Source organism: Bradyrhizobium sediminis, from assembly GCF_018736105.1.
In the GTDB taxonomy this organism is placed as follows: domain Bacteria; phylum Pseudomonadota; class Alphaproteobacteria; order Rhizobiales; family Xanthobacteraceae; genus Bradyrhizobium.
Window position 1 is genome coordinate 28,177 of the sequence record NZ_CP076135.1, and the last position, 13,527, is coordinate 41,703.

14 protein-coding genes are annotated in these 13,527 nt (G+C 65.5%); 12 read left to right on the top strand and 2 right to left on the bottom strand.

From position 1 onward, the window contains the following. Positions 1–13: 13 nt before the first annotated feature. From tsaB to trmB, 12 genes are all read left to right on the top strand, one after another. A complete protein-coding gene (tsaB, locus tag KMZ68_RS00130) occupies positions 14–712 on the top strand; it encodes a tRNA (adenosine(37)-N6)-threonylcarbamoyltransferase complex dimerization subunit type 1 TsaB (protein ID WP_215613941.1) in 699 nt (232 codons plus the stop codon). 8 nt (positions 713–720) lie between these two features. After that, positions 721–1,206, top strand: a complete 486-nt coding sequence (rimI, locus tag KMZ68_RS00135) for a ribosomal protein S18-alanine N-acetyltransferase (protein WP_215613942.1) — start codon at positions 721–723, stop codon at positions 1,204–1,206. Between the two features lie 128 nt (positions 1,207–1,334). After that, complete coding sequence (locus tag KMZ68_RS00140; protein WP_215613943.1) at positions 1,335–1,784, top strand: Fur family transcriptional regulator; 450 nt, start codon at positions 1,335–1,337, stop codon at positions 1,782–1,784. Positions 1,785–1,821: 37 nt separating this feature from the next. Continuing rightward, positions 1,822–2,514 carry an HAD family hydrolase gene (locus tag KMZ68_RS00145; RefSeq protein ID WP_215613944.1) on the top strand — a complete coding sequence of 231 codons (693 nt, stop codon included), beginning with the start codon at positions 1,822–1,824 and terminating at the stop codon, positions 2,512–2,514. A gap of 192 nt (positions 2,515–2,706) precedes the next feature. Next, on the top strand, positions 2,707–4,116 hold the full coding sequence (miaB, locus tag KMZ68_RS00150; protein ID WP_215613945.1) for a tRNA (N6-isopentenyl adenosine(37)-C2)-methylthiotransferase MiaB: 1,410 nt from the start codon (positions 2,707–2,709) through the stop codon (positions 4,114–4,116). A 4-nt stretch (positions 4,117–4,120) separates the two neighbouring features. Next, positions 4,121–5,176: a PhoH family protein gene (locus KMZ68_RS00155; RefSeq protein ID WP_215613946.1), complete on the top strand. Its 1,056-nt coding sequence runs from the start codon at positions 4,121–4,123 to the stop codon at positions 5,174–5,176. 65 nt (positions 5,177–5,241) lie between these two features. Then, complete coding sequence (ybeY, locus tag KMZ68_RS00160; RefSeq protein ID WP_215616127.1) at positions 5,242–5,769, top strand: rRNA maturation RNase YbeY; 528 nt, start codon at positions 5,242–5,244, stop codon at positions 5,767–5,769. Position 5,770: 1 nt separating this feature from the next. Next, positions 5,771–6,901: a hemolysin family protein gene (locus tag KMZ68_RS00165; protein WP_249779483.1), complete on the top strand. Its 1,131-nt coding sequence runs from the start codon at positions 5,771–5,773 to the stop codon at positions 6,899–6,901. Continuing rightward, complete coding sequence (gene lnt / locus KMZ68_RS00170) at positions 6,898–8,511, top strand: apolipoprotein N-acyltransferase (protein WP_215613948.1); 1,614 nt, start codon at positions 6,898–6,900, stop codon at positions 8,509–8,511. The genes KMZ68_RS00165 and lnt overlap by 4 nt, the downstream gene beginning before the upstream one ends. A 245-nt stretch (positions 8,512–8,756) precedes the next feature. Next, positions 8,757–9,173 (top strand): helix-turn-helix domain-containing protein, encoded by a 417-nt coding sequence (locus tag KMZ68_RS00175; protein WP_215613949.1) that lies wholly within the window; start codon positions 8,757–8,759, stop codon positions 9,171–9,173. A gap of 86 nt (positions 9,174–9,259) precedes the next feature. Then, a complete protein-coding gene (locus tag KMZ68_RS00180; protein WP_215613950.1) occupies positions 9,260–10,390 on the top strand; it encodes a M20 family metallopeptidase in 1,131 nt (376 codons plus the stop codon). Then, positions 10,387–11,133, top strand: coding sequence for a tRNA (guanosine(46)-N7)-methyltransferase TrmB (gene trmB / locus KMZ68_RS00185; RefSeq protein WP_215613951.1), 747 nt, complete (start codon positions 10,387–10,389; stop codon positions 11,131–11,133). Before KMZ68_RS00180 ends, trmB begins: the two co-directional genes overlap by 4 nt. A 159-nt stretch (positions 11,134–11,292) precedes the next feature. Here trmB and KMZ68_RS00190 read toward each other — a convergent pair whose 3' ends face one another. Next, the gene (locus tag KMZ68_RS00190; RefSeq protein ID WP_215613952.1) at positions 11,293–12,141 is read right to left on the bottom strand and encodes a phytanoyl-CoA dioxygenase family protein; all 849 of its coding nucleotides are present in this window, start codon (positions 12,139–12,141) and stop codon (positions 11,293–11,295) included. A 100-nt stretch (positions 12,142–12,241) separates the two neighbouring features. After that, complete coding sequence (locus tag KMZ68_RS00195) at positions 12,242–13,324, bottom strand: DUF2336 domain-containing protein (RefSeq protein WP_215613953.1); 1,083 nt, start codon at positions 13,322–13,324, stop codon at positions 12,242–12,244. Positions 13,325–13,527: the final 203 nt, after the last annotated feature.

The following is a 13,527-nucleotide window of genomic DNA, read 5'->3' on the forward strand; positions in this document are numbered from 1 at the left end:
TCGCCCGCTTCCCATGCTGATCCTCGCCATCGACACCGCACTGGACGCCTGCGCCGCCGGCGTGCTGGACACCGACGCCGGCCGGCTGATCGCGCAGGAATCGCAGGCGATGAAGCGCGGCCATGCCGAAGCCCTGATGCCGCTGATCGGGCGCGTCATGACGGCGTCCGGCATCGGCTTTGCAGCGCTCGACCGGATCGCGGCGACCACCGGTCCCGGCAGCTTTACCGGCTTGCGGGTCGGGCTGTCGGCGGCGCGCGGCATTGCGCTCGCCGCCAACAAGCCGGTGGTCGGACTGACCACGCTGACCGCCTATGCCGCGCCCGTGGTGGCCCAGAACGGCGAGCATCCGGTGATCTCGGCGATCGATGCGCGGCACGACCATGTGTATTTTCAGGTCGTGAGCGGCGACGGCGGCTCGCTGATCCGGCCGCAGGTCGCCCCGATCGAGGAGGCGCTCAACGCGGCGCGATTCGGCGCGCCGCATCTGGTCGGCAATGCCGCCAGAATCCTCGCCGATCGCTGGCCGGCGGATGCGCCGCCGCCTTTCCGGGTCGATGCGCAACCGGCGCCTGATATCGCCTGGGTGGCGTGGCTGGCGGCCGCCGTCAGTCCGGACACCGCACCGGCGCGGCCCTATTACCTGCGCGCGCCCGACGCCAGGCCTTCGCCCAACCCGCTGCAGCGAGCCTCGCAGCCGCCGGCGTCATGATGGGTCAAATGAGCTCCTGGCTGTCCGATTGGTGGAGCGGCGGCGCCGCGATGGTCGAACCCGCGACCCAGCGCGACGCGGCCCGTCTGGCGCAATTGCACGGCGCTTCGTTTCACCGCGGCTGGGGCGAAGGCGAATTCGAGACGATGCTGACCGAGCGCAACACGCTGGTGCATCGCCTGAGACTCGGTCGCAAGATCATCGGCTTCGCGGTATCGCGCCTGGCGGCGGACGAGGCCGAAATCCTGTCGATCGCCGTTGCCGCCGATCATCGCGGCCGCGGCCTGTCCCGGAACCTGCTGCTGACCCATCTCGGCCATCTCGCCGGCCGCGGCGTGCGCACGGTATTCCTCGAAGTCGAGGAAAATAATCAGCCGGCGCGGCGGCTCTACGAACGGGCCGGATTTGCCGTCGTGGGACGCCGGGAACGCTATTACCGGGAGGCCGACGGGCAACAATTGAACGCCCTTCTGATGCGCCGCGACTTGTCGTAACCCGCGCGGAGTGGCAGAAGGGGCACATAAAGGGCGCATGATCTGATTGCCACCCGCTTGCCCCCTCGGGGCAGGTCCTGGGGCATGCTTATGGCGAATCATGCGGCTTTGCCGAAGGCAGGCTAGTCATGACCGCACTGAAACCCACCTCTGTACTCAAGGCCACCGGTATCGAAGCCCGCTGCGCCGCCACCGGAATGCGCATGACCGAACAGCGCCGCGTCATCGCGCGCGTGCTGGCGGAGGCTGCCGATCATCCCGACGTCGAGGAACTGTACCGCCGCTGTGTCGCCGTCGACGACAAGATCTCGATCTCGACGGTGTATCGCACCGTCAAGCTGTTCGAGGACGCCGGCATCATCGAGCGTCACGATTTCCGCGAGGGCCGCGCCCGCTACGAGCAGATGCGCGACAGCCATCACGACCACCTGATCAATCTGCGCGACGGCAAGGTGATCGAATTCACCTCCGAGGAAATCGAGAAGCTGCAGGCCGAAATCGCCCGCAAGCTCGGCTACAAGCTGGTCGATCACCGCCTCGAACTATATTGCGTCCCGCTGGACGACGGGAAATCCTGAGCCATAGCGTTTTCAAGCGAAGTGGATACCGGTTCGCGTGAAGAAAACGCGTCACGACAAAGACCCGTTCGATCTCGTCATCTTCGACTGCGACGGCGTGCTGGTCGACAGCGAAGTCATTTCCTGCCGCGCCCACGCGGAAACCCTGACGCGCCACGGCTACCCGATCACGGCCGATCAGGTGCTGAATCGCTTTCTCGGCGTGTCGGATCGCGAAGCGCGGCAGACGATCGAGAGCGAGATCGGCCGCAAGCTCCCCGGCGATTTCGAGGCTGAGGTCAAGGCGGCCACTCTGCAATCCTATGCGCATGAGCTGCGGGCGATTCCCGATGTCGGCGACGCGATCGACGCCATCGGCTTGCCCAAATGCGTGGCATCGAGCGGCACGCCGGAAAAAATCCGCCACGGCCTCACCTGCGCCGGACTCTACGAGCGGCTCGCGCCGCATATTTTCTCGGCCGGCCAGGTCAAGCGCGGCAAGCCGGCGCCGGACCTGTTTCTGTTCGCGGCCGAGCAGATGCGGACGCCGCCGGCGCGATGCCTGGTGATCGAGGACAGCCTTCCCGGTATCGCCGGCGCGGTCGCCGCCGGGATGACCGTGCTGGGTTTTCACGGCGGCAGCCATTGCCGGCCCGGTTACGGTGAAACGCTGCGCGCGGCTGGGGCCGTCACGACCTTTGACGATATGCGGCAATTGCCGGGGCTAATCGGGCGGATTGGGACAATTTAGAACCCGTCATCCCGGGGCGGCTCGCGGAGCCGAACCTCAGATGTGCCATTGCACATCGGGGAATCTCGAGATTCCGGGTTCGATGCTGACGCGTCGCCCCGGAATGGCGGCAAAAGCTGGATTTCCAGCGCTTTAGCCTATATCTGAGCCTTGCGCCGCACTGGCGCCACCTCAGCACATCAGTCAGGTTCCATGGGTCCGCCGCGCAAGCTGCATATCAAGTCATACGGTTGTCAGATGAACGTCTACGATGCGCAACGCATGGTGGATACGCTGGCGCCGGAAGGCTTTGTCGAGACCGCTGACGTGGATGACGCCGACCTGGTGATTCTCAACACCTGCCACATCCGCGAAAAGGCCTCCGAGAAGGTCTACTCCGAGCTCGGACGGCTGCGCGTCGTCAAGGATGAAGCCGCGCGCAATGGCCGGCAGATGAGCATCGCGGTGGCCGGCTGCGTCGCGCAGGCGGAAGGCGACGAGATCATTCGCCGCGCGCCTGCCGTCGATGTCGTGGTCGGCCCGCAGAGCTATCATCATCTGCCGCAATTGCTGGCGCGGGCGAAGAGCCACGGCCGCGCGCTGGAAACCGAATTCCCGGTCGAGGACAAGTTCGGCTTTCTGCCGCCGCCGAAGCCCGATGCGATCCGCGCACGCGGCATCTCCGCCTTCGTCACGGTGCAGGAAGGCTGCGACAAGTTCTGCACGTTCTGCGTCGTGCCCTATACGCGCGGCACGGAAGTCTCGCGCCCCGTGGCAAAAATCGTCGATGACGTGCTCAGACTCGCCGACAACGGCGTGCGCGAAATCACTTTGATCGGCCAGAACGTCAATGCCTATCACGGCGAGGGGCCTGGGGGGCGGACCTGGCCGCTCGGCGCGCTGCTGCGTCGCCTCGCCGAGATCCCGGGCATCGCGCGCCTGCGCTACTCCACCAGCCATCCCCGCGACGTCGACGACACCCTGATCGCGGCGCATCGCGATCTGCCCGGGCTGATGCCGTTCGTGCACCTGCCGGTCCAGTCCGGCTCCGACCGGATTCTGGCGGCCATGAACCGCAAGCACACCGCCGACGATTACCGGGCTGTCATCGACCGGTTCCGCGCCGTCCGGCAAGATATTGCATTTTCATCGGATTTTATCGTGGGTTTCCCCACCGAGACCGAGGAAGATTTTTCGGCGACCCTCGCGCTGGTCCGGCAAATCGGATACGCTGGCGCTTATTCGTTCAAATATTCGCCGCGGCCCGGAACGCCGGCGGCGGACATGCGGGAGACGGTGTCAGCGGCAGAAATGGACGAGCGATTGGTGCGGCTACAGGAATTGATCGACAGCCAGCAATCGGCCTTCAATGCGGCTGCGATTGGCAACACCGTCGATGTGCTGTTCGAACGCGCCGCCCGCAACCCCGGCCAGATCGTCGGCCGTACCGCCTATCTGCAGCCGGCGCATGTGATGGCGTCCCCCGACATCATCGGACAGGTGCTGCCGGTGACCATCGCCAGCCTCGAGCGCTACAGCCTGCTCGGCGAGCTCGCTGCTTCTGCTCGAACGGCCGATTCTTCTCAACCGACCGATTCTTCTCAAACTACCATGGGAGCCTGAACCCTTGCCAAAAAGCGCATCGGATTCGCCTTCACTCGCTCCCAGCCGCAAATTTGACCGCGACATGCAAATCCCGCCCGAGACGCAAGTCGTCATCGATTTCGACGACAACCGCGCGGCCTCCGCCCTGGTCGGGCCCTACGGACAGAACCTGGCGCTGGTCGAGCGGCGGCTCGGCGTCGTGGTCGATTCGCGCGGCAATCACATCACCATCGCCGGATCGCGCGATGGCTGCGACGCCGCGCGGCGCGTGCTGGAGACGCTGTATGCGCAGGCCACCCAAGGCCACGATCTGGCGCAGGGCGACGTCGAGGGCGCGATCCGCGCCGTGATCGCGCAGGGTTCGCTGTTCGAATTCGACGCCAAGACGGCAAAATCGGCGTTCGAGACCATCAACCTGCGCAAGCGTCCGGTGCGGGCGCGCACCGCCGCCCAGGATTCCTATATCCGCGCGCTCAAGCGCCACGAACTGGTGTTCGGCATCGGCCCCGCCGGCACCGGCAAGACCTGGCTCGCGGTGGCGCACGCCGCGCAATTGTTCGAGCGCAAGGAAGTCGATCGCATCATCCTGTCGCGGCCCGCGGTCGAGGCCGGCGAGCGGCTCGGCTTTCTGCCCGGCGACCTCCGGGAGAAGGTCGATCCCTACCTGCGGCCGATCTACGACGCGCTGTACGACCTGATGGATGCGCGGATCGTCGAACGCGCGCTGCAGGCCGGCGAAATCGAGATCGCGCCCCTCGCCTTCATGCGCGGCCGCACCCTGACCAACGCCGCCATCATCCTCGACGAAGCCCAGAACACCACCTCGATGCAGATGAAGATGTTCCTGACGCGGCTCGGCGAAAACAGCCGCATGATCATCACCGGCGATCCCTCCCAGGTCGATCTGCCGAACGGCCAGACCTCGGGACTTGCGGAAGCCGTGAGACTGCTCGACGGTGTCGAGGGCATCGCGCAGGTGAAGTTCACCGCCGAAGACGTGATCCGCCACGAACTGGTGGCGCGGATCGTCGCCGCCTACGAAGGATTGCCGCAGCGGCCGGCAGCCAGCAAGCAGTGATGCGAGAATTGACCGCCGATCGCGCGCCGGAAGCCAATCCCGGCCGCAACAGAAATTCCGGACCGATGCCGCCGATTGCACTGCCCATGACCGAGGTTCTCGTCGTCGCCGATTGCTGGCAGGCCGAGCCCGACGCCGAAGCCGTCGTCCATCGCGCCATCGCGGCGGCGGCCGAGACCGTCGATGCCGATACCGGCGACGCCGAACTCGCGGTCATGCTGACCGACGATGCCGGCATCCGCACGCTGAACAGCAACTGGCGCGGCATCGACAAGCCGACCAACGTGCTGTCGTTTCCGGCGCTGCAGCCGACCGGCGCAGGCGGCCCCGACGATGCGCCGCGCATGCTCGGCGACATCGCCATCGCCTACGAGACGACGCGCAAGGAGGCCGACGACGAACAAAAGCCGTTCGATCATCACCTCAGCCATCTGGCGGTCCATGGCTTTCTGCATCTGATCGGCTACGATCACGAGAAAGACGACGATGCCGAAGCCATGGAGACGCTGGAGCAGCGGATCCTGGCGCAACTCGGCATTCCCAATCCGTATGCGGATCGCGATCCCGATGCGGACCGGGAGCGGATGGACTGAGATGCCGGACTCCGAACCGACCCAGGACAACACCAGGGACAATCCGCGCGACACGCGCAACCTGCCGGCGGTGGTGCAGGACGGCGAGGTGCTGCGTCCCGTTGCCGACAACTGGCTGATGCGGGCGATCCGCACGCTGTTCGGCTGGAAGCCGGGATCGGTCCGCGACGACCTGCAGGTCGTGCTCGATGCCTCCACCCCGGACGAGGTGGGGTTTTCCGCCATCGAGCGCACCATGCTGCGCAACATCCTCGGCCTGCACGAGCGGCGCATCGCCGACGTGATGGTTCCTCGCGCCGACATCGTCGCGGTCAAGCGCGACATTCCGCTCGGCGAATTGATGGGCCTGTTCGAAAGCGCGGCGCATTCGCGGCTGGTGGTCTACAACGAAACCCTCGACGACCCCGAGGGCATCGTTCACATCCGCGACCTCCTGGCGTACATGACCGCGAAAGCGCGGGTGCCCGACACCAGCAAGGCCAAGCGCAAGAAGCCGCCGCCGGCGGGGCTCGACCTGCGCGCGATCGATCTTGCGATGCCGCTGGCGGACGCGGGTATCATCCGCAAATTGCTGTTCGTGCCGCCGTCGATGCGGGCGATCGATCTGTTGGCGCAGATGCAGGCTTCGCGCATTCACCTGGCGCTGGTGGTGGACGAATATGGCGGAACCGACGGACTGGTCTCGATCGAGGATATCGTCGAGCAGATCGTCGGCGAGATCGACGACGAGCATGACAGCGACGAGCCGCCGGCCATCGTGCGGCAGGCGGACAATTCCTTCATCGCGGATGCGCGCGCCAGCCTCGACGATGTCCGCACCGTGATCGGCGAGGAATTCGTCACCGGCGAGGCCGGCGAGGAGGTCGAAACGCTCGGCGGCTATCTGGTGACCCATGTCGGCCGCCTGCCGGTGCGCGGCGAGGTGATTTCCGGCCCCGGCAATTTCGAAATCGAGGTGCTCGACGCCGATCCGAGGCGCGTCAAGCGGCTGCGCATCGCCACCCGCAAGGAACGTCCCGCGGCGCGCGCTACGCGCGAAAGCCGCCGCCGCGACGCGACGCCGGAGGCCGGTTCACCGCAGGCCAACGACAATACGAACCCGACATCCGGCGACGGAGCCGGCTCGCAGTGAAGCCAACAGACAAACTCCGCGCCGCCGGTCTTGCGATCATCCTGTCATGGGGCTGGAAGCGCGCCGCCATTGCGCTGGTCGCGGGCACATTGTCGGCCCTGGCGATGGCGCCGTTCAATGCCTGGCCGGTGCTGTTCGTGACTTTTCCGGCCATGGTCTGGCTGATCGATGGCGCGGGCGCCGGACGCTGGCGCGGCGTGCCGGCGGCGGCCATGGCCGGCTGGTGGTTCGGCCTCGGCTATTTCGTGCCGGGCCTGTACTGGATCGGCTACGCGTTCCTGGTCGATGCCTCCACCTTCGCCTGGCTGCTGCCCTTCGCCGTCCTCGGCCTGCCCGCTTACCTGGCGCTGTTCACCGCGCTGGGCTTCGCACTGGCGCGGCTGATCTGGACCGCCGACGCTTCGCGCGTGATCGCGCTCGCGGCAAGCCTGACGGCGAGCGAATGGCTGCGCGGCCATGCGCTGTCCGGCTTTCCGTGGAATGCGTTCGGCTATGCGCTGACCGAGCCCTTGGCGCTGGCGCAGACGGCCTCGCTGATCGGACTGTGGGGCCTGACGTTCCTGAGCGTGGCGATCTTCGCAAGCCCCGCCGTTCTGATCGATGGAGCTTCGGCCGGCCGGCGGCCGTGGATCGCGCCCGCGCTGGCATTGTTGCTGCTGGTCGCGATGGGAATTTTCGGCATCGCGCGCTTGTCGCTGCAGCCGACCGCCATGGTCGCCAAGGTGAAGCTGCGGATCATGCAGCCCAACCTGCAGCAGGACGTCAAATTCAATTACGGCGCCAAGGCGGAGGTGATGCAGAAATACCTGACGCTCTCCGACCGCGCCTCGGGGCCGCAATCCACCGGCGTGCGCGACGCCAGCATCCTGATCTGGCCGGAATCGGCGTTTCCGTTTTTCCTGACCCGCGAAGCCGATGCGATGGCGCAGATCGCCGAGCTCCTGCCCAAGGGCACGATCCTGATCACCGGTTCGGTGCGGGCGCCCGATTTGCCGCCCGGCGTCAGGATCACGCGGGCCTATAATTCGATCTACACCATCGATCACGACGGCAGCGTGCTGTCGGTCTACGACAAGCTGCATCTGGTGCCGTTCGGCGAATATCTGCCGTTCCAGGACTGGATGGAAAGGCTCGGCTTCGTACAGCTCACCAGGGTTCAGGGCGGGTTCATTGCGGGCACGCGACGCCGTCCGATGGAGATACCGAACGCGCCGCGCATGCTACCCCTGATTTGCTATGAAGCGATATTTCCCGGAGATGTTGCGTCGCGCGAGGACCGACCCGGCTGGATGATCAACCTGACCAATGACGGCTGGTTCGGAATCTCGACCGGCCCCTATCAGCACCTGCAACAGGCTCGCATTCGCGCGATCGAACAGGGCTTGCCGATGGTGCGTGCGGCAAACACCGGGATCTCGGCCGTCATCGATCCCTCGGGGCGGATCGTCGCGCGGCTCGGTCTCGGCGTCGAGGGCGTGCTGGATTCCGCCCTGCCCGCCGCCATTGCGCCGACGATTTACGCACGCATCGGCGATATTCCCGCCGCGATCCTGGTCGCTGCCGGCTTGCTTGTGGTGCTTCGGCGGCGCGTCGCCAGGCGAGCGTCCTGACGCCTGCATAACTTTGGTCGATTCGATTGCCGGCAAACTGGTCAGGCGCTCAGAAATCCACAGTTGACAGATCGACTATGCCATTCGCATTCTGCGCCCGCCAATCGAGCCCGGACCCGGTCAGTTCAACGCTCAAATTGTCTGCATTCGCGCCGACGCATCTCGAGCAGGATTTGACGGTACCGGCGCCTGAGGCTTAGTTCGCTTGCCTCATCCTGCAGGCGCAATCCCAAGGAGTGTTGGACATGTCGACCAAAGCGCCCAACCCTGTTGACAAATATGTCGGCAGTCGTGTGCGCATGCGCCGTATCATGCTCGGCATGAGCCAGGAAAAGCTCGGCGAAGCATTGGGCCTGACGTTCCAGCAGGTTCAGAAATACGAGAAGGGCACCAACCGGGTCGGGGCCAGCCGCATTCAGCAGATCTCCGAAATTCTTCAGGTGCCGGTGTCGTTCCTGTTCGAGGGAGGCCCGAGCGGTATCGCGAGCGCCGGAGGCTTCGGCGAGGGCACCTCGCCGGCCTACATTTCCGATTTCCTGGCGACCTCGGAAGGCTTGGCGCTGACCCGTGCGTTCACGCGGATCACCGATGCCAAGCTTCGGCGCAGCATCGTCGAACTGGTCGAACAGATCGCCACGCGCGAAGCACCCGACAAGCGTTGAACCCTGATTGGCCGATACCGTTGCGGGCGAAAACGCGCTAGCGTTCGCCGGGCCATTTTCATTGATCCCACCTTGTGACGAGCGCCATGCTGACGACAGCCAATCCCTTCGATTCGAAAACCATCCTCGACGGCATCCGCCGCTGGGTTGAAATCGAGACGCCGACGGAAGCGCCCGAACAGGTGAACAGGCTCGCGACCCTGGTCGCCGAGGGCTATCGCGACTTGCCCGCCACCATCGAGCGCATCGCCGGACATTCCGGCTGCGGCGATCATGTCGTGGCGCGCTCGTCATGGGGCCAGGACGCGCCGGGAATCCTGGTGCTGAGCCATCTCGACACGGTCCATCCGATGGGATTCATCGAACGCCTGCCGTTCAGGATCGAGGGCGACAGCGCCTTCGGTCCCGGCATCTACGACATGAAGGGCGGCGCCTATCTGGCCTATCACGCGTTCAGGCAGATTGCCGTGAGTGGCGAGCGTTCGCCGCTCGGCGTGACCCAGCTCTATGTTTCCGACGAAGAGATCGGCAGCCCGACCTCGCGCGCGCTGATCGAGGCCGAGGGACGCAAGGCAAAATACGTGCTGGTGACCGAGCCTGCCCGCGACGGCGGCAAGATCGTCACCGGGCGCAAGGGCGTCGGGCGCTTCGATGTCTTCGTCAAGGGCGTCCCGGCCCATGCCGGCACACGCCCCGAGGACGGCCGCAGCGCGATCCGCGAACTCGCCAATGTCATTCAGACGCTGGAAGCCATGAACGACCTGAAGCGCGGCGTGACCGTCAATGTCGGCGTCATCCGAGGCGGCACCAGGCCCAACGTCGTTGCGGAAGAGGCCTATGCCGAGGTCGACCTGCGCGTTCCCAGCATGGCGGATGCCGACGATCTCGTTGCCAAGATCCTCAACCTGAGATCGCGGACCGAAGGGGTGAGCGTCAAGGTGTCAGGCGAACTGAATCGTCCGCCCTACGAGAAGGGCAATGCCGGCGCCGCGCTCTACGAACATGCCAAGGCGCTCGCCGCGGAAATCGGCTTCGACCTGGTCGATACCTTCACCGGCGGCGGCTCCGACGGCAACTTCACCGCGCCCAATACCGCGACGCTCGACGGCCTCGGCGTCGATGGCCAGGGCGCGCATACCCACTTTGAGCAGATGTACATTTCATCGATCGAACCGCGAACCCGGTTGCTGCATCGGCTGTACCAGACGCTGCGATGAGTATCGCCCCCCGCGATCCGGCCGACCACGATCCGTCGCCCGGCGATGGCGCCGACGCCCATTCGCCCCGATCGTTTTTCGGACGGCGCAAGGGTCACAAGCTCCGCATCCATCAGGCCGATCTGATCGAGCACTTGCTGCCGCGCCTTGCGCTCGACATCGCCGGTCCGGGCCCGCTCAGCCTCGCCGGGCTGTTCGATCCGCCGGCCGACGAGGTCAGGCTCGAAATCGGTTTCGGCGGCGGCGAGCATCTGATTGCGGAAGCCCGCGCCTTTCCGGATACCGGCTTCATCGGCTGCGAGCCCTACGTCAACGGCATGGCGAAGATCCTGACCCAGATCGAGGCGCATGATATCGGCAACATCCGGCTGTTCGCCGGCGACGCCGCCGAACTGGTGGCCTGGGCGCCACCGCGCTCGCTCGATCGAATCGACCTGATCCATCCCGATCCCTGGCCGAAGCGGCGGCACTGGAAGCGGCGCTTCGTGCAGGACGCAACCGTCGCCGCCATGGCGCGCGTGCTGAAGCCGGGCGGCGAATTCCGATTCGTCAGCGATATTGCGGATTACTGCGCCTGGACGCTGGCACACCTTGCGCGCTCGACCGATTTCGTCTGGACCGCGGAGAAGGCTTCCGACTGGCGGCTGCCGTGGCCCGGCTACACCATGACGCGCTACGGCGTTAAGGCCGAGCGCGAAGGCCGCCAGGCGGCGTATTTGCGGTTTCGAAAGACCTCATCCTGAGGAGCGGCGGCGGAGTTTATCATCGGGCCGCGCTTCGCGCGGACCCGTTGGCCGCGTCTCGAAGGATGAGGAGGCATCGAGGCTCTCATGGTTCGAGAAGGCGCAAGAGCGCCTCCTCACCATGAGGAAGTCACATGCGATCCGACTCGAGAATCGTCGCTACTGCTTCGCCGCTTCGGCCATCCGCGCCTTGCGGACATCGGTCGCTTCCCACACCATGCGCTTGCCGCGCTCGCGGCCCAGAAGCTCGATCGGGTCGTGATTGTCGATGTGTCCGAACTGCCCCTTGTAGACGCTGTAGCCGCACAGTTCCTGCAGGCGCCGCGGAAACCGCCGCGCGGTCTCATGGGGAATGCCGAGCTGCAGGTTTTCCTGCTGCCGCATCCAGCCCCAGCAATAGGCGCAGGAAAACGCAAAGCGCCTGCCATCGCTGGTGTTGGCGCCGCCGCCGTGCCAGAGCGCGCTGTCGAACAGCATCACGCTGCCGGCCGGCATGGTCGCGGTGACGGCGTCGTAATCCTTGCCGTATTCCGGCGAGGATGCGTATTTGTGGCTGCCCGGCAGGATCCGCGTGGCGCCGTTGTTGCTGGTAAAGTCCGACAGCGCCCAGATCGCATTGAGCGTGATCGGGATGTGCGGCCGCGGCAGCGGAATCAACTGCGTGTCCTCGTGGATCGGCTGCGCCTCCTGGCCGGGACCGAGTACCAGCGAGCAGAACGACGACAGCAGACATTCCCTGTCGAGCACCCGCTCGACCACCGGCAGCACATTCTCGTGCAGCGGCACTTCCCAGAAGATGTCGTCATAGGTCAGCAGATTATTGATGCGGACGGTCTTGAATCCCTCGAACGACGTCTTGGCGGGGCCGAGATTGTGCTCCCGCTCGATGCGCTCCAGCGCCTGCTTCAACCCCTCGACCAGCGAGGGAGCGGCGGCGCCCTCGATCACGGTATATCCGTCGTCGCGGATCCTGTCGGCATGCAATTGAACGTCGGCTTCATCAAGCATCTCGTTTTCTCCCGATGGCGCTGTGCCGCGCCTGAAACGGCAGCATAGCGTGCCCGTTCGAGAGAGGGAAAGTGCTTCGCCCCGGAATGACGGTTGCGTTTCAGGCCGATTGGCGGGTCTGCCAGAACCTCACCACCCCTTCGGCGGTCGACGGCATCAGCCGCGCGAAATTCACGCGCGCCCCCTCGATGTCCGCCGGCGAGGCTACCCGGTTCTTGCCCAGCCGAAGCAGGATCAACGCGCGCACGGTGGCCCATTCAAGACCGATGGTCTTGCCGACGATCAGGATCGGATCGTAACGGTCGCCCGAAATCAGGCGGTCGAGGGTCGCGATCTTCACCGCCGCCATCGCCGACAATGCAGCAACCGATTCCTCGTATTTGTGGTCCTTGGCAAAGCCGAGCAGCGCGGTTTCGTTCAGCTCGCCGGCGCCATGCAGCGCGAGGATCGTACGCTGCGCCGGCGCGAAGTCGCGGCGGCTCTCGACCCGTTCGGTCATGCCGGAGATATCGCTCATCGCCTGCTTGATTTCGGCCCGGCGGTCGGGCCTCGCCACTTCGAGCAGGCGGCGGCGGATCACGTCGATCGACCCTGCCAGCAGATCCTTCAACTGCGGCCCCGAAAGGTCGGCGCGCTGGCCGACCGCGAGCGTCAGCACCGCGTCCTGGCCGGCGCGCCTGATCAGGCTGGAATATCCGTCATGCGAAAACAGCGCCCCGGCATTGCCGGCGGCGCGCCTGACGACATCGCGATCGCCGCGCTGCACGATGACATCGGTGAGATCGGGCGAAAGCATCCGCCGCTCCGACATCGCCAGCAGGTGACCCTGGCCCTTGATGCGTGCGATTTCGACCAGCGCCGGCTCGTCGATGACCGGCGACCGGCGCAACAGCGGGCCCGCGATCGAGATCTCGTCGTCGCGCGCGAGTTGTCCGACCAGCCCGCGCGGCGCATTGGCGAGGATCGACAGCCGTTCGGCCAGATCGGCACGCACGGCGAGCCCGGTATGCGGAACGAGACCGGTGAGGACGCCATCGAACAGCTCGACGTGGTCGGGCCGGAATTTCGCCGCCCCCTCCAGGAACAGATCCGCGATCCGCCGCGCGGCGTCGGCGCGGCGTTTGGGATCGCCATGTCTGACGATCTCATCAAGCCCGGGGATCAGCGATGTGGCGGCGTTCATCGAAAAATGCACTCAAAACCCGCCGGATTGGCGGGTTTTCCGGAACGTAGGTGGGGTTCGTGAAGGAAGGGTTAGATTCCGACCCCGGACGAAAACGGGCTGGAATCGCTGGCTTCCCGGCCTCGCGGGCCTTGCCGGATCGTGGAAAAACCGCTATATCAGCCGCAACTTATGGTTCTCATACGATCGCGTATTGAGAGTGG